Below are 17,059 nucleotides of genomic sequence, written 5' to 3' on the forward strand. Positions count from 1 at the left end.
GTAATCTTTTTGATTGCCATCACCTTCACGGGTGAGGGCGTTGTTGTTCGTTAATACACCTACTTTGAGCCGGTTCACACTTTTCAATGAAAATTGCAGATCAATTTCATGATGAGTTATGTAGACTGGCCGCCATTAATTTTGAGGCACACGTACTACATGGCTGAATTCGAAACCACTTTTGCAGATCTGGGCCTGAAGGCTCCTATCCTTGAAGCCCTTAACGATCTGGGTTACGAAAAACCATCTCCAATCCAGGCAGAGTGCATTCCGCATCTGCTGGGCGGTCGCGATGTTCTGGGTATGGCCCAGACAGGTAGCGGCAAAACTGCAGCGTTCTCCTTACCGCTGCTCAACAATCTTGATCCTGAGCTGAAGGCACCTCAGATTCTGGTGCTGGCACCGACCCGCGAACTGGCGGTTCAGGTTGCAGAAGCCATGACGGATTTCTCTAAACACATGCGCGGCGTGAACGTGGTTGCCCTGTACGGCGGCCAGCGTTATGACGTGCAATTACGTGCCCTGCGTCAGGGACCACAGATCGTCGTCGGTACGCCGGGCCGTCTGCTGGATCACCTGAAGCGCGGTACTCTGGACCTCTCCAAACTGAGCGGTCTGGTACTGGACGAAGCTGATGAAATGCTGCGTATGGGCTTCATCGAAGACGTCGAAACGATTATGGCGCAGATCCCGGAAGGTCATCAGACTGCTCTGTTCTCTGCTACCATGCCGGAAGCGATTCGTCGTATTACCCGCCGCTTTATGAAAGAGCCGCAGGAAGTCCGTATTCAGTCCAGCGTTACTACACGTCCTGACATCAGCCAGAGCTACTGGACTGTATGGGGCATGCGTAAAAATGAAGCGCTGGTGCGTTTCCTGGAAGCAGAAGACTTTGATGCGGCGATTATCTTCGTTCGTACCAAAAATGCGACCCTGGAAGTGGCAGAAGCGCTGGAGCGTAGCGGTTATAGCAGCGCTGCACTGAACGGCGACATGAACCAGTCCCTGCGTGAGCAGACTCTGGAGCGTCTGAAAGATGGTCGTCTGGATATTCTGATTGCAACCGACGTTGCGGCCCGTGGCCTGGACGTTGAGCGTATCAGCCTGGTTGTTAACTACGACATCCCGATGGACTCTGAGTCTTACGTTCACCGTATCGGTCGTACCGGTCGTGCGGGTCGTGCTGGCCGTGCGCTGCTGTTCGTTGAGAACCGCGAGCGTCGTCTGCTGCGTAACATCGAACGCACCATGAAGCTGACCATTCCGGAAGTCGAGCTGCCGAATGCAGACCTGCTGGGCAAACGCCGTCTGGAAAAATTCGCCGCGAAAGTACAGCAGCAGCTGGAAAGCAGCGATCTGGATCAGTACCGCGCTCTGCTGGCGAAAATGCAGCCGGAAGAAGAGCTGGATATCGAAACACTGGCCGCAGCACTGCTGAAAATGGCTCAGGGCGAACGTCCGCTGATCCTGCCGCCAGATGCGCCGATGCGTCCGAAACGCGAATTCCGCGACCGTGATGACCGTGGTCCGCGCGACCGCAACGATCGTGGCCCGCGTGACCGCAATGACCGTGGTGGTGAAGACCGTCCGCGTCGTGAACGTCGTGACGTTGGCGATATGCAGCTGTATCGTATTGAAGTGGGTCGTGATGACGGTGTTGAAGTTCGTCATATCGTTGGCGCGATTGCTAACGAAGGTGATATCAGCAGCCGTTATATCGGTAACATCAAGCTGTTTGCTTCCCACTCCACCATCGAACTGCCGAAAGGTATGCCGGGTGACGTGCTGCAACACTTTACTCGTACTCGCATCCTGAACAAGCCGATGAACATGCAGCTGGTTGGCGATGCAGTACCGCACACCGGTGGTGAGCGTCGTGGCGGTGGTCGTTTCAGCGGTGAGCGTCGTGAAGGCGGTCGTGGTGAAGGTCGTGGCTTTAGCGGCGAACGTCGTGAAGGCGGTCGTGGCGATGGTCGTCGTTTCAGCGGCGAACGTCGTGAAGGCAACCGTGGCCCGCGTCGTGATGATTCTTCTGCTCCGCGCCGTGATGACTCCGCTGGTCGTCGTCGTTTCGGCGGTGACGCATAAGCTTCTTAGCTTATACTCTAAATAATTCGAGTTGCAGGAAGGCGGCAAGAGAGTGAGTTCCCAGGAGCATAGAAAACTATGTGACTGGGGTGAATGAGCGTAGCCAACGTACATGCAACTTGAAGTATGACGAGTATAAAAGCGTAAAGTAATATATACAGCCCTGATCGAAATGATTGGGGCTTTTTTTATTTCATTTGTACTCATGTACTGGTACAGTGCAGCACATTGAGATGTAGTCACAATACAAATGACTGGAGAGATGGCTGAATGGCAACACTAACCACCACCCAAACATCACCTTCGCTGCTTGGCGGCGTGGTGATCATCGGCGGCACCATTATTGGCGCGGGGATGTTTTCTCTGCCTGTGGTCATGTCCGGGGCGTGGTTCTTCTGGTCAATGGCGGCACTGATCTTCACCTGGTTCTGCATGCTGCACTCCGGGCTGATGATCCTCGAAGCTAACCTCAATTACCGCATTGGCTCGAGCTTCGACACCATCACCAAAGATCTGCTGGGCAAAGGCTGGAACGTTGTGAACGGCATCTCGATCGCCTTCGTTCTCTATATCCTGACCTACGCGTATATCTCGGCGAGTGGTTCGATTCTGCACCACACTTTCTCTGAGATGTCGCTGAACGTTCCGGCGCGTGCGGCAGGTTTTGGCTTTGCTCTGCTGGTAGCATTTGTGGTGTGGTTAAGCACCAAAGCGGTCAGTCGCATGACGGCGATTGTGCTGGGTGCGAAGGTGATTACCTTTTTCCTGACTTTCGGTAGCCTGTTAGGGCACGTCACGCCGACCACGTTGTTTAACGTGGCGCAGAGCAATGCTTCATATACGCCGTATCTGTTGATGACGCTGCCGTTTTGTCTGGCGTCGTTCGGCTACCACGGTAACGTCCCGAGCCTGATGAAGTACTACGGTAAAGATCCGAAGACCATCGTTAAGTGCCTGGTCTACGGTACGCTGCTGGCGCTGGTGCTGTATACCGTATGGTTGCTGGGGACGATGGGCAATATCCCACGCCCAGAGTTTATCGGTATTGCACAGCAGGGCGGTAATATTGATGTGCTGGTCCAGGCGTTGAGCGGCGTGCTGAACAGTCGTAGTTTGGATCTGCTGTTGGTGGTGTTCTCCAACTTTGCCGTGGCGAGTTCGTTCCTCGGAGTGACGCTGGGTCTGTTCGACTATCTGGCAGATCTGTTCAAATTTGATGACTCTGGTATAGGACGTTTTAAAACCGCGCTGCTGACCTTCCTGCCGCCGATTGTCGGTGGGCTGCTGTGGCCGAACGGCTTCCTGTACGCCATTGGTTATGCAGGACTCGCAGCAACCATCTGGGCTGCAATTGTCCCAGCGCTGCTGGCACGTAAATCCCGTGAGCGTTTCGGTAGCCCGAAATTCCGCGTCTGGGGCGGCAAGCCGATGATTGCGCTGATTCTGGTATTCGGTATCGGTAACGCAGTTATCCACATTCTGTCGAGCTTTAATCTGTTGCCTGTGTACCAGTAATGTTGTTGTGCCGGATGGCGGCTGCGCCTTATCCGGCCTACTTATCCTGTAGGCCCGGTAAGCGAAGCGCCACCGGGCAAAACAACGCACTACCCCAACAATTCCTGCTTCACATCCATCGCCAAATCAAACGAATGCAGCCGTGCCTGATGATCAAAGATCTGGCCGTTAACCATAATTTCATCGGCCTGGGTTTCACGCAAAATCGCGTCGAGACCGTGCCGCACTTTCGCTTTATCACCGACCAGCGACATACTCAGCGCCTGCTGAACGCCGTACTGTTCAGAAGCAGACCACAGTTGATGCATATTCTCTACCGGCGGCGGTAACTGGCCGGTTTCGCCCCGGCGCAGTTTCACAAATGCCTGCTGCATTGAGGTGAAAAGAAACTCTGCATCGCGGTTACTGTCAGCGGCAATGATATTGATACACACCATTGCATACGGTTTTTCCAGGCGTGCTGAAGGCTTGAACTGTGTCCGGTACAAGTGCAGTGCCTGATGCAGCATATCTGGTGCGAAATGCGAGGCGAAAGCAAATGGCAGGCCAAGCTGTGCTGCCAGCTGTGCGCTGTACAGGCTGGAACCTAATAACCAAACCGGGATTTGCTCGCCGTAGCCTGGAACCGGGCGAACGTGAGGATTAGGATCGCGGGCGTCAAACCAGTCCACCAGTTCTGCTACATCACGTGGGAAGTTGTCGACATCGCCGCTCATATGGCGACGCAAGGCGCGCATTGTGGGTTGATCGCTCCCTGGCGCGCGGCCAAGCCCGAGATCAATCCGCCCCGGATACAGTGTGTTTAGCGTGCCGAACTGCTCAGCGATCACCAGCGGCGAATGGTTGGGTAGCATCACGCCGCCAGAACCCAGATGCAGCGTGGTGGTATGGGCAGCCAGATAGCCAATCAGTACTGACGTTGCGGCGCTGGCGATACCGGTCATGTTGTGATGTTCTGCCAGCCAGTAGCGGCGGTAGCCGCGTTTTTCAGCAAGCTGTGCGAGTTCGAGCGAATGGGAGAAGGCTTCTCGCGCGGAGGAACCCTGAGGGATCGGCGCCAGATCCAGCACCGAGAACGGAATAGTTTTGTTAGTCATAACGGCTCACTTTGTTACCGGTTAATCTTTTAATACTGCATTAAAGATTAGCGAATGTTGTTAACAAAGTGAGCCTTATGAGGCTGACGGCAAAAACAATCCCCGATGGCGCTGCGCTTATCGGACCTACGGGAGCACTATTTTGTAGGCCGGATAAGGCACTTTTGCCGCCATCCGGCTAGGCCTGCAGCTCCAGACCTGCCAGTCGCTTCCAGTAACCGTTGCAGTCGCTGTGGGCGGCAAGCGGTAATGGGGCGTTGCCGTTTTCATTCGCGCGGAAAGCATCAAGCACCGCGATTGTTTCCGTCCCCAACGGTGATAGACGAACAATATCAACCAGCCCCTGCATTGATGTTAGCTCGTTGCCGAGATTGTAGACATAGCCGCTCATGGTCTGGATCCCATTGAGGACAAATACCTGCTGATTTTCCTGCGACAGAACATCACGTCCGTTGGGGTATTTGATGCAGCAGGTTTCACATTCGTCTTTTGGCCGATCTTCGGAACGCGCGGTAAAGCAGCGGGCAGAGTACGCCAGCGGCAGATGCCCGTAGCTGAGGACTTCGGTTTCAAACTGATTGCGAATACCCAGTTCCTCGCACTGATTGAGCAGATTTACCAACCAGTCACGGGACAGTTCAACAGGCATACACCAGCGCACCATGCCCTGTTTAAGCAGCATACGCAGCGTGACCGCGTTGTAGCAGTTGAGCGCATGTCCTGCGACAAACGGTAGTTTGCGCTCGGCGCACATGTTAACCACACCGAGGTCGCTGGCTTCCACCAGGAAGTCGCCGTTTTCCACATAGCGCTTCAGTTCTCCCAGTTCAGAGGAGGCCTGCACCAGCGCCAGTGTAGAGAGCACCACCTGTTTGCCGCTGCCGGCGAGTGATTTCGCCATATCGATCCAGTCACCCACTTTCGTAGCACGGCGCTTGCTGCACACGGCTTCACCCAGATAGATAACGTCGGCCTGGCTGGTTGCGGCCTGCTGATAAAAATCTTCCAGCGTCTCTTTCGGCCAGTAGTAAAGCACGGGCCCTAAGGAATATTTCATTGCTTTTCTCACTGCCATTTACGGTGATACGCACCAAGCGTGGTCTGCGTGCCTTCGGACATGGAGCCCAGTGTTTCCATCCATTCAGGCTGTGGAACGAAGTTCTGCGGGGAGGCTTTGCAGCGGTCGATCGCCTGACGCCATACTTTTGCGACCTGGCTGACATAGGCCGGGCTACGTTGACGGCCCTCTATTTTGACCGACGCAATATTGGCGGCCAGTAAGTCGGGCAGCAGCTCCAGTGTGTTCAGACTGGTTGGCTCTTCCAGTGCATGGTAGCGTTCACCATCGACCAGATAGCGGCCTTTACACAGCGTTGGGTAACCTGCGTTTTCGCCGTCCTGATAGCGGTCGATCAGTACTTCGTTTAAGCGTGACTCCAGTCCCTGCGGGGTCTGTTGCCAGCGCACAAAGCGAGCAGGGGAGCAGGCACCCACCGTGTTTGGCGATTCCCCTGTCAGATAAGAAGATAAGTAGCAACGACCTTCTGCCATAATGCACAGACTACCGAAGGCAAATACCTCTAACGGAACTGGGGTGACGCGGGCTAATTGCTTCACCTGATGAATCGACAGCACACGTGGCAGTACGACCCGCGCAACGTCAAAGTTGCGATGGTAGAAATTAATTGCCTCTTCGTTAGTCGCAGATGCCTGAACGGAGACATGGCGCTCAATATGGGGATAGCGCTCTGCGGCATACTCAAGCATGGCGAGATCGGCGAGGATCAGGGCATCCGCACCCAGTTGTGCCGCCATATCCACGGCACGTTGCCAGCGTACATACCCATCCGGATGGGCAAAAGTGTTAATCGCAATGTGCAGCTTACGGCGATGTTGATGAACGAAACTCACCGCTTCCTGCAATTTTTTCTCGGTAAAATTAAGGCCGGCGAAATGACGGGCGTTGGTATCATCTTTCAGCCCGATGTAGACAGCATCAGCGCCGTTCTCGATGGCCGCCTTAAGCGCCGGGAGATTTCCGGCAGGGCAGAGCAGCTCCATAATTTATCCTGAAAGTTGCGCCTGAGGACGCAAAAATGTTAACGAAGAGGGATTTTAGTTAACCTTGCTGAGACAATTTTTGATTTGAGGCAGTTAAAGTCGTATTGGTGACACCAATAAAGAGGTAACAATTTCGCATCGAATTGTTGATTTATGCCGCTATGTCGTTTATTTGATATGGCAAAATAGCAGGACTATTGAAACAGGGAGTAAAGCTCGTGTTGGATAAACTGCGTTCACGCTTAGTACATTTAGGTCCTTCTCTGATGAGTGTACCGGTTAAACTGACGCCCTTTGCGCTGAAGCGCCAGGTTCTGGAACAGGTCCTGAGCTGGCAGTTTAGTCAGGCGCTGGCCGATGGGGAGCTGGAGTTTCTCAACGGCCGCTGGCTGAGCATTCATGTGCGCGATATTGGTCTCAGATGGTATACCTCAGTAGAGAACGACAAGCTTATCGTCAGTGAGAGCGCAGATGCTGATGTGAGTTTTAGTGCCGATGCCAGCGATCTCCTGATGATCGTGGCGCGTAAGCAGGATCCAGATACGCTTTTCTTCCAGCGTCGCCTGGTGATCGAAGGCGATACAGAATTAGGGCTGTATGTTAAAAATCTGATGGACGCCATCGAACTGGAGCAGATGCCGAAAGCGTTACGTGTCATGCTGCTGCAGTTGGCGGATTTTGTTGAGGCGGGTATGAAAACGTCGCCAGAAACCAAACAGACCTCGGTAGGTGAAGCATGCTGATTCGAGTTGAAATACCCATTGATGCCCCAGGTATTGATGCGCTGCTGCGTCGTTCATTTGAAAGCGATGCGGAAGCGAAGTTAGTGCACGACCTGCGCGAAGACGGTTTCTTAACGTTGGGTCTGGTTGCTACCGATGATGAAGGTCAGGTAGTGGGCTACGTCGCATTCAGCCCTGTTGATGTGCAGGGTGAAGATCTGCAGTGGGTCGGCATGGCACCGTTAGCGGTAGATGAAAATTACCGTGGGCAAGGCCTGGCGCGTCAGCTGGTTTATGAAGGGCTGGATTCTCTTAACGAGTTTGGCTACGCCGCGGTGGTCACCCTGGGCGATCCGGCATTGTACAGTCGCCTGGGCTTCGAACTGGCGGCCCATCATGACCTGCGCTGCCGCTGGCCGGGTACAGAAAGTGCATTCCAGGTGCATCGCCTGGCGGAAGATGCGCTGGAGGGCGTATCTGGCTTGGTGGAATATCACGACCATTTTAATCGCTTTTAAGTGTCGGGGGTTTGCAGACTGCTCAGCAGAGTCGCAAACCCTTCACCTTCCACAAGGCGCTCTTTCTGGCGTTTTGTAAGCTGCTTGACCCGATACTCTATGCGCAGGGCCAGCGAGCGATCGCCGACTTGCGCCGCAAATGCCAGAGTGAGCTCTCCCTTCCCGCGTAACGCTTTCGCACCTTTTCCGCTCTGATGCTGCTGATAGCGGCGTTGTACATCGGTGGTTATTCCGGTGTACAGGGCATTGTCTGCGGTACGGATCAGATACAGATACCAGGGTGTCATTGTTACCATCGACATGATAATTTTCAGTCCTACAGTATAAAAGAGAACAGAAATGGAAACACTGACTGCGGTGACTCGTTGGTTGGCAAAGCAGCACGTCGTGACCTGGTGTGTACACCATGACGGTGAATTGTGGTGCGCCAATGCGTTTTATCTGTTTGATGCGCAAAAGGTTGCGTTCTATGTGCTCACCGAAGAGAAGACCCGCCATGCACAGATGTCTGGCCCGCGTGCGTGCGTCGCCGGAACGGTAAACGGTCAGCCTAAAACGGTCGCGTTGATTCGCGGCGTTCAGTTTAAAGGGGAAATCCGCCGCCTGGAGGGAGAAGAGAGCGAAGCTGCGCGTAAAGCGTATAACCATCGTTTCCCTGTCGCCAGGATGCTGTCAGCGCCCGTGTGGGAGATTCGGCTGGATGAAATCAAGTTCACTGACAATACGCTGGGCTTTGGCAAGAAGATGCTCTGGCTGCGTGATCTATAGTTAGAAGATCGATTGAGGATGCGGGGATGGAAAAGCAATGAGCCAGGTGTTAATAACAGGTGCCACAGGGCTGGTGGGCGGAAATTTGCTGCGGATGTTGCTGAATGAACCCCGAATCCACGCTATCACCGCACCGACACGACGACCATTGGCAGATACGGTCGGGGTCTACAATCCTCACGATCCACAGTTAAGCGATGCGCTGGCGCAAGTTACTGACCCGGTCGATATTGTGTTTTGCTGCCTGGGTACGACCCGACGTGAAGCGGGTAGCAAAGAGGCGTTTATCCACGCGGATTATACGCTGGTGGTGGACACCGCTCTGACGGGCCGCCGGCTTGGTGCCCAGCATATGCTGGTGGTGAGTTCGATGGGAGCCAATGCACATTCGCCATTTTTTTATAACCGGGTGAAAGGGGAAATGGAGCAGGCGCTGATCGCTCAGAAATGGCCACGGCTAACGATTGTCCGGCCTTCGATGTTGCTGGGGGAACGGGAGAAGCAACGCGCAAATGAAATGTTTTTGGCACCGTTGTTCCGGTTGCTGCCAGGAAACTGGAAATCGATTAAGGCACGTGATGTCGCGCAAGCCATGCTGATGGAAGCGCTGGCACCTGAACATGAAGGGGTTTCGATCCTGACCTCTTCCGAGCTACGCGAAAGGGCGAAATAACATGCCGGATGTCGGCTGAGCTTATCCGACCTACAAACGATTACGTCCTGTAGGCCGGATAAGACGCCTATGCGTCGCTATCCGGCATCTGTATTACTTAATAAAGGTAAAGGCGGTAGTGACGCGTTTCACGCCGCTTACCCGGCTGGCGATATCCGCCGCAGCCTTCGCTTCGCGTTCAGTGACCAGGCCCAGCAGGAATACTTCCCCATTTTCGGTCGTCACTTTCACGTTGGAGGATTTCACCTGATCGCTGGTCAGGAGCTGAGAGCGCACTTTGGTGGTGATCCAGGTATCGTTGGACGCATCGCCCAGGCCGATAGGTTGGCCCTGACGGATCTCATTAAAGACCTCCGTTGTGCCCTCTACACCCATCGCAATTTGTTTTGCTCGTGCAGAAAGTTCGCTGTTCGGCGACTGGCCGACCAGCAGGACTTTACCCTGATATGCGCTCACGTTGATGCGTGCTTCTTTCTTTATCTGGGCATCTTTCGACAACGCCGTATTGACGCGTAATTCCAGGGTCCCATCATCTACCTGGGTGCCGACACTGCGAGGATCCGTTGCTGCTTTCGTCCCGACAGCTGCTGTTCCGACAACGGCGGCAGCTACACAGCCTTGCAACAGCAACGCTGAGAGAACGACGGCGAGCGGCGAAAATGCCTTCATGTGTACTCCTTAATCATCCTGGTGAGGGAAAAGCGTGTTATCAATGAGATCGCAAAGGCAATTGACCGTCAGCATATGCATTTCCTGAACGCGGGCGCTGTGGTGTGAAGGGATGCGGATTTCAACGTCCTGTGGCCCCAACAATCCGGCCAGTTCCCCTCCGTCATAACCGGTCAACGCAACGATCGTCATGTCGCGCGTAACGGCTGCTTCAACGGCTTTTACGATATCGCGGCTATTACCACGCGTAGAAATTGCCAACAGAACATCACCTGCATGTCCCAGCGCACGGACTTGTTTTGCATAAACTTCGTCGTGCAGGCGATCGTTGGCAATCGCAGTTAAGACCACATTATCAGTATTTAGTGCAATCGCAGGTAAACTGGGTCGCTCTGTTTCAAAACGGTTGATCATGCTGGCAGCAAAATGCTGTGCGTTGGCAGCGGACGTCCCATTACCACAACAGAGAATTTTGTTGCCATTGAGCAGGGACTGAACCAGCGTCATGGCTGCACGGGAGATCGCATCCGGGAGTGCTTCAGCCGCAGCTATCTGAGTTTGAATGCTTTCTGTAAAGCAGACTTTGATTCTGTCTAACACGCTAATCCTTAAGTACCAGGCACGTCAGGTTATTTTATTTGCCTGATGGGCAGGTTCTGATTCAACTATATGAGCGGTCGTTGAACGCGTTCTTAAACCACTCAACATCATTTCCGGTGAAGGCTAACACATCGAACCGGCAATCCACAGTATCAAAACTCCCATTGTGGCGCGCAAGCCACAAGCGGGCGGTCTGTAATAATTTGTGTTGTTTGCTCCGGGTCACACTCGCCGCCGCGCCGCCAAATTGGGCGGACCGCCGGTAGCGGACCTCGACAAAGACGGTGGTCCTGCCTTCACGCATTATCAGGTCGATTTCGCCGCCACGTTCACGTACGTTGGCGGCGAGAAAACGCAGTCCTTTGCTTTCCAGCCAGTGACGCGCAGTCGTTTCCCACGAATCACCGGTCTGTTTGCTCGTTAACTGGCGGGGACGACCTGTCCTTGCTGGTATTTGAGCCATGATAACTTCCTGTTAATCACGCAATCCTGCGTTGCGGTCAACGCGCCGGTGTTGCCGTTAATTTCGAAACCCTGCACCTGACGCATTTGCGAGAAATGATTAGCGAGCGACCAGGCATCAACACCCATTGCATACATGCGCGCAAGCGAGTAGTCATTGCGTACTGCACTCAGCGCTTGCTGCATGAGTGGCTCGTTGCCGCCCGCCAGCATGGGAATTTCGCTGTACTGCAGACCTTCCATCTCCAGACGGAAATCAGGACCAGCTGTACCCTGCGCGCTGCGGGAGCTGGCGTACAGCGTCGCACCGCTCTGGCTGCCGTTACGCATGGCGATCATCGGTTTAATAAACGCAATTTCTTCCGGCGTTGCCAGAATATACACGGCATCAACACGACCGCTGCCGCCAGTGATTTGGGCATCGGTGGGCGCTGCCGGAATCGTCAGACCGCCAATCGTCACGCCAGGCTGCGCAGGTACAGAAGAGGCTACCGGGCTGCCCGTCAGGGAAATACCCGCGCCGCCGTTGACACCCATTTTCAGCTCAGCGGTAGAGCCGAACTTCTGCTGCAGCACCGTGCCGCCACCCAGTTTTTGCCATTCCTGAGCAAAGGCATTGGCGACACGATCGCCTAACGCGCTACGCGGGATTAACAGCAGTGGTGCTTGCTTGCCTTGTTCATGAATGTGGCGTGCGGCATCGCGTGCTTCATCTTCTGGCGACAGGGCAAAGTAACAAACATTCGCCAGATTCTTCACCGACTCTGGCTGGTTTAGCGCCAGTACGTTGAGCGGTGTATTGCTTTTCATCAGCTCTTCGACATTGTTCTTCAACAGCGGGCCGACAACGATGCTGGCGCCATCCTGCTGTACCTGAGCCAGGATCTGATTCAGCGGCTGTGATGACGTGTCGTAGATTTTCAGCTCTGCGGACGGATTCGCCGGCGCGCTGGCGGTCGCTGGCTGTGCAGGCGCGGTTGGCTGCACAGCTGCAGCTTCTGGTTGTGCTGGCGTATCGTTGGTCAGATCGCTGACAGAAGCCTGAGCGGGACTGGCGACGCCGTCAGTCGTCTGTGGTTGTGCCGTTGTTGCATCAGCACCAGTGTTAGCTGCAGGTGCGGCGGCAACAGGTGCAGAGACCGGTTGAGTACCCATATTTTTTGCCGCTTCAAAGCCCTGCTGAATGGTTCGCCCAAAAACAGCGGCCTGGCCATTCAGAGGCAGTAGCAGGGCAATTTTGCTGGTGGAGGCGGGCTTAAAGCTCTGGACGTTGACGAGCTGCGTAGGCAACAGTTTCGCCCCAGGATTTTGCGGGTAACGTTTTTGCCAGTCGGCAATACCCGCTTTCATCATGTTTGGATCGTTACGGTTATCGAACCAGACGCGCTGGAGATCCAGCCAGCCTTGTAGAACGTTTTCATCAGCGTTGATGACCAGCGTTTGCGCTTGTTCTGGCGTCATTGACGACAGGGCCTGCCAGGTTGCATCAATATTTTTCTGCTTATCGTTGGCGGCCAACAGCGGTTCCTGAGCGATCAGCGCGCGTAGCAGCGTGAGCGACGGGCGTCCCTGGTTGGCGTCAATTTGCGCCTGCCAGTAACGTGCTTGCTGGTTTTGCGAGAAATCGGCTGGTTTTAACTGGCCCAGTAGAGCCTGTGCGCCAGCGATATCTTTCTGCGCAAGTTTGATTTCAACAGCCAGCAGTGACTGTTCAAGACGTTGGGTATCGTTCAGTTGCTGCGGCAACTGGTTGAACAATTCGACCGCCTGCTGGCTCTTGCCTTCTTTCAGCAGTGCACGAATGGCGAGTAATTGCCAGTTGGTCTTGCTATCATCTGAGCTTTGCTGCATTTGCTGCAGATAAAAGCCGGAATCAGCCTGCGCTGTGCCCTGCATATGGGCAGCACTCTGGTCTGGCGCCTGGGTGCCACAGCCTGCGAAAATCAATGCTGCCAGAATGACAGGCAGCGCGCGTGCAGCTTTCAAACGAGAAAATGTTGAGGGTACCATACTGTATCCAGTGATATTTTTTACGCAATGCTCAATATTAAATCGGCAATACGGACGACACAATGAAACAACACGAATCGGCGGATAATTCTCAAGGCCAACTCTTTATTGTACCTACTCCTATCGGAAATTTGGCTGATATTACCCAACGAGCGCTCGAAGTTTTACAAGCCGTTGATTTAATTGCCGCTGAAGATACCCGCCATACAGGATTGTTGTTGCAACACTTCGCGATAAACGCACGTTTGTTTGCGTTGCATGACCATAATGAGCAGCAAAAAGCCGAGACGCTGGTGGCAAAGCTCAAAGAGGGGCAAAACATCGCGCTGGTTTCCGATGCCGGAACACCGTTGATTAACGATCCGGGCTACCATCTGGTGCGCACCTGTCGCGAAGCAGGCATCCGCGTGGTGCCACTGCCTGGCCCGTGCGCGGCGATTGCCGCACTGAGTGCTGCCGGTCTGCCATCAGATCGTTTTTGCTATGAAGGTTTCCTGCCAGCCAAATCTAAAGGGCGTCGTGATGCGATGAAAGCCATCGAAGCAGAACCACGTACGCTTATTTTTTATGAATCCACTCACCGCTTGCTGGACAGCCTGGAAGATATGGTAGCGGTCTGGGGCGAATCTCGTTATGTCGTGCTGGCGCGTGAACTGACCAAAACCTGGGAAACCATTCATGGTGCGCCAGTGGGTGAGTTGCTGGCGTGGGTCAAAGAAGACGAAAATCGCCGTAAAGGTGAAATGGTGTTGATTGTCGAAGGGCATAAAGCACAAGAAGACGACCTTCCGGCTGATGCGCTGCGTACGCTGGCCTTATTACAGGCAGAATTGCCGCTGAAAAAGGCTGCTGCGCTGGCCGCAGAAATCCACGGCGTGAAAAAGAATGCGCTGTATAAGTATGCGCTGGACCAGCAGGGAGAGTAAAAGTGGGTGGATATCAGCCTCCATTCGTTGTCACTCCATTGATACTCAATCAGGTGATTGAGATCGGTGAGCTTATGGGGCATTGGGCGGCGATGGCGGGTAGAACATCTCCTCTTTTACGCAAAGAGAATCGCATTCGTACAATCCAGGCTTCTTTGGCTATTGAACATAATTCGCTGACGACAGAGCAGGTCACCGCTCTGATGGAAGGTAAGCGAATTCTGGCGCCAGCTAAAGATATACAGGAAGTCAGAAATGCCATTCTGGCCTATGAAAAAATGTCGGAGTGGAAAAGTGAACGGTTATCCGATCTCCTTCAGGCCCATCAGGTCCTGATGTTAGGGCTGGTCGATAATCCTGGCCAATTGCGTTCTGGGAATGTCGGTGTCTACAGGGAAAAACAACTTATCCGTATGGCCCCTCCTGCCTCACAAGTTCCGCGCTTGGTTAATGACTTGCAGGGTTGGTTAAAAACGACAGAACACCACCCGCTTATTGCTGGGGCTGTTTTCCACTATGAATTTGAATTTATTCATCCTTTTTCTGATGGTAATGGGCGAATGGGGCGGTTGTGGCAAACATTAATTCTGCGGGAGTGGCGCGCCGAATTGGCCTGGCTGCCGGTAGAAACGCTGATCCATTACCAGCAGGATCGGTATTATCATGTATTAGGGCAATGCGATCGGCAAAGTAGTTGTACGCCATTCATAGAATTTATTTTGGGAAATATCATCTCTGCTTTGAAAGAGGGATTAGGGCAAGCACCGACGATGTCGGAAGAAATGTCGGAAGAAATGTCGGAAGAAATGTCGCCTGATTTACTGGATATAGAAAAACGTATTCTGCAAATCTTGTCGAATCAGCCGGGCAGATCTGCCAAAAGTATCGCTGATGAGTGTGAAATCTCATCCCGTACCGTAGAGCGCTATCTGAAAGCGTTGCAGCAAAAAGGAAAGTTGCAACGCGTTGGCGCGAAGAAAGGCGGGATGTGGCGGGTAAAAAACTAAACGATCAGTAACTCAACGCCTGTTTTAGCGAGCGCTGATTTGTCCTGCTTGCTGATGCTATCGTCGGTTATCACGCAATTAATCTTCTCCATCGGCAGTACCTGATTAAAGCCACGGCGATTGAACTTTGTCGCGTCCAGCACAGCGATGACCTTATGTGCGGCAGCTGCCATGACGCTACTAATGGAGTAGCCTTCGTTAAATGTCGTAATACCATTAGTGGCATCAATCCCATCGGCACCAACGAACATCAGGTCAGCACTGATCCCTTGTAGAGAACGCTCTGCTATGGTGCCATGCATCGAATGGGTTTTATGGCGTACTGTTCCACCGCAGACGACCAGCGTAATGTCTTTGTTTTCCGACAACGTGAATGCGGCGGGTAGGCTATTGGTAATAACGGTGATATTACTTTTTCGGTTTAACGCCTCCGCGATAAGCAAGGTGGTGCTTCCACTATCCAGAATGACGGTCATACCTTCTTCGACCATTGCGGTCGCGGCTTGGGCGATCCTTTTTTTCGGATCGCTGGCAAGTTGATACCGCTCTTCCAATATCACTTCCTGATTGTCGCCTTCAGCCAGGTGGCTTCCCGGTTTTGCCGCTCCGCCGTGAAAACGGGTGACAAGACCTTTCTCCTCTAATAACCGCAGGTCAGCGCGAATGGTCACTTCAGAAATACCAAAGGTATTCGAAAGGTCCATTACCAGTACGCTGCCTTGCGTATTAATCAGGTCGACAATTTTGTTCCTTCTCTCAAATGAATTCATATTGATTTACCTGATAATTTAACTATCACTAGTTTAATCGAAGGATTGCGAAAGGTGAACGCTAAATTTCGAAAGGAAATGTGAGCCAGCGCAGGTTGCTGGCTCGTGAGGTCAGGCAAATTTGAGCAGAATTTTTCCCTGCATCGGTGCGCCATTGAGTGATGTTACCGCTTTGGCAAAACTGTCCGCGTCGCCGCTATGGGCAATTAACGGCTCCAGTTGCAAACGTTTTTCGGTCAGCAAGCGTGCAGCGGTTTCCCACTCCTCTCCTGGCCATGGGCTGGAGTAGTTCATCCAACTGCCGAGAATCGTTAATTCCTTACGCAGTATTTGGCCAAATACACTGGAAGTCAGCGTCAGGTCCTGGTGCAATGTACCCACTAACGCCACCTGTGCGCGAGGGCCTGCAATTTCTACAGACAGGGCTACGGTTTGTGGTGTTCCTGCTGTCTCCAGTACCAACTGATCGAACTGCATATCTGCCAGTGCGGAATAGATTTCCGCCGCACTCATCTCCCGGCTATTAAATACGTGAGTGGCTCCCAACTCTTTCGCTAACGTCAATTTTTGTGGGTTGATATCAATTGCCGTGACACTTTTTGCACCGAGTTCGCGGGCACATTGCATCGCCAGCAAACCGATAGTCCCTGCGCCAACGATAATCACGTTTTTACCTTCGCAGCCCTGAGCCAGGTGGAAGGCATGCAAACCGACGGTAATGGGTTCGATGAATGCCCCGTCATCAATCGGCATATCTGATGGCAGTCGGAACAGATTGGCGCGTTTTACGACCACATATTCCGCATTGCCCCCTTCGCTACGCGAACCGACAAACTGATATTGCTTACATAACGAAAAGTAACCACGTTCACACTGAGGGCAGTGGAAGCAGGGGAGTAGCGGCACACAGGCAACGGCGTCGCCAGGTTGCATATCAGTCACACCGGTGCCGTAGGATTCAACATAACCGCTAAATTCATGACCCAGCGTTATTGGGTAGTAATGCGCACCATGAGAAAAAATACGCGGGATATCAGAACCGCAAAGCCCTGAACTAACCACCCTGACCAATACATCGTTATCGGCTTGCAGTTGGGGCATGGGACGTTCTTCAACGCGTACGTCTCCCTCAGCGTGAATAACCACTGATTTCATAAGAGTCTCCAGAAATGT

Annotated in this window: 19 protein-coding genes; 9 read left to right on the forward strand and 10 right to left on the reverse strand. The window is 53.3% G+C overall.

Going from position 1 to position 17,059, the window contains the following annotated elements:
• Nucleotides 1-86 precede the first annotated feature (86 nt).
• The 3 genes from yrbN to mtr all read left to right on the forward strand — a co-directional run bounded on the left by yrbN (nt 87) and on the right by mtr (nt 3,603).
• On the forward strand, nt 87-167 hold the full coding sequence (yrbN, locus tag NNO02_RS01800) for a protein YrbN (RefSeq protein ID WP_010723222.1): 81 nt from the start codon (nt 87-89) through the stop codon (nt 165-167).
• Nucleotides 160-2,088: a DEAD/DEAH family ATP-dependent RNA helicase gene (locus tag NNO02_RS01805; protein WP_137382414.1), complete on the forward strand. Its 1,929-nt coding sequence runs from the start codon at nt 160-162 to the stop codon at nt 2,086-2,088. Before yrbN ends, NNO02_RS01805 begins: the two co-directional genes overlap by 8 nt.
• Nucleotides 2,089-2,358: 270 nt before the next feature.
• Entirely contained in the window at nt 2,359-3,603 is a 1,245-nt protein-coding gene (mtr, locus tag NNO02_RS01810) for a tryptophan permease (protein ID WP_271454103.1), read from the forward strand.
• A gap of 89 nt (nt 3,604-3,692) precedes the next feature.
• Here the strand turns inward: mtr and NNO02_RS01815 are convergent, their stop codons facing one another.
• From NNO02_RS01815 to ubiU, 3 genes are all read right to left on the reverse strand, one after another.
• Nucleotides 3,693-4,700 carry a luciferase-like monooxygenase gene (locus NNO02_RS01815; protein ID WP_271454104.1) on the reverse strand — a complete coding sequence of 336 codons (1,008 nt, stop codon included), beginning with the start codon at nt 4,698-4,700 and terminating at the stop codon, nt 3,693-3,695.
• A gap of 178 nt (nt 4,701-4,878) precedes the next feature.
• A complete protein-coding gene (locus NNO02_RS01820) occupies nt 4,879-5,757 on the reverse strand; it encodes a U32 family peptidase (protein ID WP_271454105.1) in 879 nt (292 codons plus the stop codon).
• 8 nt (nt 5,758-5,765) lie between these two features.
• Nucleotides 5,766-6,761 (reverse strand): ubiquinone anaerobic biosynthesis protein UbiU, encoded by a 996-nt coding sequence (gene ubiU / locus NNO02_RS01825; RefSeq protein ID WP_137382410.1) that lies wholly within the window; start codon nt 6,759-6,761, stop codon nt 5,766-5,768.
• 218 nt (nt 6,762-6,979) lie between these two features.
• On the opposite strand from ubiU, the gene ubiT reads away from it, so the two are divergent.
• On the forward strand, nt 6,980-7,504 hold the full coding sequence (gene ubiT / locus NNO02_RS01830; RefSeq protein ID WP_271440734.1) for a ubiquinone anaerobic biosynthesis accessory factor UbiT: 525 nt from the start codon (nt 6,980-6,982) through the stop codon (nt 7,502-7,504).
• Nucleotides 7,498-8,001: a GNAT family N-acetyltransferase gene (locus NNO02_RS01835; protein WP_137382408.1), complete on the forward strand. Its 504-nt coding sequence runs from the start codon at nt 7,498-7,500 to the stop codon at nt 7,999-8,001. The genes ubiT and NNO02_RS01835 overlap by 7 nt, the downstream gene beginning before the upstream one ends.
• On the opposite strand, the gene NNO02_RS01840 is transcribed toward NNO02_RS01835, so the two are convergent.
• Nucleotides 7,998-8,303 (reverse strand): GIY-YIG nuclease family protein, encoded by a 306-nt coding sequence (locus tag NNO02_RS01840; RefSeq protein WP_271449035.1) that lies wholly within the window; start codon nt 8,301-8,303, stop codon nt 7,998-8,000. The two genes, NNO02_RS01835 and NNO02_RS01840, sit on opposite strands and share 4 nt — an antisense overlap.
• A 37-nt stretch (nt 8,304-8,340) precedes the next feature.
• Here NNO02_RS01840 and NNO02_RS01845 point away from each other — a divergent pair, with 37 nt between their 5' ends.
• Together NNO02_RS01845 and NNO02_RS01850 are read left to right on the forward strand one after the other, a co-directional pair.
• Nucleotides 8,341-8,769, forward strand: a complete 429-nt coding sequence (locus NNO02_RS01845; protein WP_271440732.1) for a YhbP family protein — start codon at nt 8,341-8,343, stop codon at nt 8,767-8,769.
• Nucleotides 8,770-8,806: 37 nt separating this feature from the next.
• Entirely contained in the window at nt 8,807-9,442 is a 636-nt protein-coding gene (locus tag NNO02_RS01850; protein WP_271440731.1) for an NAD(P)H-binding protein, read from the forward strand.
• A 93-nt stretch (nt 9,443-9,535) separates the two neighbouring features.
• Here NNO02_RS01850 and dolP read toward each other — a convergent pair whose 3' ends face one another.
• The 4 genes from dolP to NNO02_RS01870 all read right to left on the reverse strand — a co-directional run bounded on the left by dolP (nt 9,536) and on the right by NNO02_RS01870 (nt 13,183).
• On the reverse strand, nt 9,536-10,111 hold the full coding sequence (dolP, locus tag NNO02_RS01855; protein ID WP_048213381.1) for a division/outer membrane stress-associated lipid-binding lipoprotein: 576 nt from the start codon (nt 10,109-10,111) through the stop codon (nt 9,536-9,538).
• 9 nt (nt 10,112-10,120) lie between these two features.
• Nucleotides 10,121-10,711, reverse strand: a complete 591-nt coding sequence (gene diaA / locus NNO02_RS01860; RefSeq protein ID WP_003024948.1) for a DnaA initiator-associating protein DiaA — start codon at nt 10,709-10,711, stop codon at nt 10,121-10,123.
• A gap of 61 nt (nt 10,712-10,772) precedes the next feature.
• The gene (locus NNO02_RS01865) at nt 10,773-11,174 is read right to left on the reverse strand and encodes a YraN family protein (protein ID WP_271440730.1); all 402 of its coding nucleotides are present in this window, start codon (nt 11,172-11,174) and stop codon (nt 10,773-10,775) included.
• The gene (locus NNO02_RS01870; protein ID WP_271454106.1) at nt 11,132-13,183 is read right to left on the reverse strand and encodes a penicillin-binding protein activator; all 2,052 of its coding nucleotides are present in this window, start codon (nt 13,181-13,183) and stop codon (nt 11,132-11,134) included. The genes NNO02_RS01865 and NNO02_RS01870 overlap by 43 nt, the downstream gene beginning before the upstream one ends.
• 62 nt (nt 13,184-13,245) lie before the next feature.
• Between NNO02_RS01870 and rsmI the strand changes: the two genes are divergently transcribed.
• The gene (gene rsmI, locus NNO02_RS01875; protein WP_271454107.1) at nt 13,246-14,109 is read left to right on the forward strand and encodes a 16S rRNA (cytidine(1402)-2'-O)-methyltransferase; all 864 of its coding nucleotides are present in this window, start codon (nt 13,246-13,248) and stop codon (nt 14,107-14,109) included.
• A gap of 2 nt (nt 14,110-14,111) precedes the next feature.
• The gene (locus NNO02_RS01880; RefSeq protein WP_271454108.1) at nt 14,112-15,116 is read left to right on the forward strand and encodes a Fic family protein; all 1,005 of its coding nucleotides are present in this window, start codon (nt 14,112-14,114) and stop codon (nt 15,114-15,116) included.
• On the opposite strand, the gene NNO02_RS01885 is transcribed toward NNO02_RS01880, so the two are convergent.
• Together NNO02_RS01885 and gatD are read right to left on the reverse strand one after the other, a co-directional pair.
• Nucleotides 15,113-15,886: a DeoR/GlpR family DNA-binding transcription regulator gene (locus NNO02_RS01885; protein ID WP_048213375.1), complete on the reverse strand. Its 774-nt coding sequence runs from the start codon at nt 15,884-15,886 to the stop codon at nt 15,113-15,115. The genes NNO02_RS01880 and NNO02_RS01885 overlap by 4 nt on opposite strands.
• A gap of 111 nt (nt 15,887-15,997) precedes the next feature.
• Entirely contained in the window at nt 15,998-17,041 is a 1,044-nt protein-coding gene (gatD, locus tag NNO02_RS01890; RefSeq protein WP_271440726.1) for a galactitol-1-phosphate 5-dehydrogenase, read from the reverse strand.
• Nucleotides 17,042-17,059: the final 18 nt, after the last annotated feature.

It is taken from the genome of Citrobacter sp. Awk 2 (assembly GCF_028069815.1).
Classification (GTDB): Bacteria; Pseudomonadota; Gammaproteobacteria; order Enterobacterales; family Enterobacteriaceae; genus Citrobacter.

Bases quoted from the DNA above. Each gene is read 5' to 3' on its own strand.
- yrbN (WP_010723222.1), top strand. From the start codon at position 87: ATGAAAATTGCAGATCAATTTCATGATGAGTTATGTAGACTGGCCGCC.
- NNO02_RS01805 (WP_137382414.1), top strand. From the start codon at position 160: ATGGCTGAATTCGAAACCACTTTTGCAGATCTGGGCCTGAAGGCTCCT.
- mtr (WP_271454103.1), top strand. From the start codon at position 2,359: ATGGCAACACTAACCACCACCCAAACATCACCTTCGCTGCTTGGCGGC.
- NNO02_RS01815 (WP_271454104.1), bottom strand. From the start codon at position 4,700: ATGACTAACAAAACTATTCCGTTCTCGGTGCTGGATCTGGCGCCGATC.
- NNO02_RS01820 (WP_271454105.1), bottom strand. From the start codon at position 5,757: ATGAAATATTCCTTAGGGCCCGTGCTTTACTACTGGCCGAAAGAGACG.
- ubiU (WP_137382410.1), bottom strand. From the start codon at position 6,761: ATGGAGCTGCTCTGCCCTGCCGGAAATCTCCCGGCGCTTAAGGCGGCC.
- NNO02_RS01835 (WP_137382408.1), top strand. From the start codon at position 7,498: ATGCTGATTCGAGTTGAAATACCCATTGATGCCCCAGGTATTGATGCG.
- NNO02_RS01840 (WP_271449035.1), bottom strand. From the start codon at position 8,303: ATGTCGATGGTAACAATGACACCCTGGTATCTGTATCTGATCCGTACC.
- NNO02_RS01845 (WP_271440732.1), top strand. From the start codon at position 8,341: ATGGAAACACTGACTGCGGTGACTCGTTGGTTGGCAAAGCAGCACGTC.
- NNO02_RS01850 (WP_271440731.1), top strand. From the start codon at position 8,807: ATGAGCCAGGTGTTAATAACAGGTGCCACAGGGCTGGTGGGCGGAAAT.
- dolP (WP_048213381.1), bottom strand. From the start codon at position 10,111: ATGAAGGCATTTTCGCCGCTCGCCGTCGTTCTCTCAGCGTTGCTGTTG.
- NNO02_RS01865 (WP_271440730.1), bottom strand. From the start codon at position 11,174: ATGGCTCAAATACCAGCAAGGACAGGTCGTCCCCGCCAGTTAACGAGC.
- NNO02_RS01870 (WP_271454106.1), bottom strand. From the start codon at position 13,183: ATGGTACCCTCAACATTTTCTCGTTTGAAAGCTGCACGCGCGCTGCCT.
- rsmI (WP_271454107.1), top strand. From the start codon at position 13,246: ATGAAACAACACGAATCGGCGGATAATTCTCAAGGCCAACTCTTTATT.
- NNO02_RS01885 (WP_048213375.1), bottom strand. From the start codon at position 15,886: ATGAATTCATTTGAGAGAAGGAACAAAATTGTCGACCTGATTAATACG.
- gatD (WP_271440726.1), bottom strand. From the start codon at position 17,041: ATGAAATCAGTGGTTATTCACGCTGAGGGAGACGTACGCGTTGAAGAA.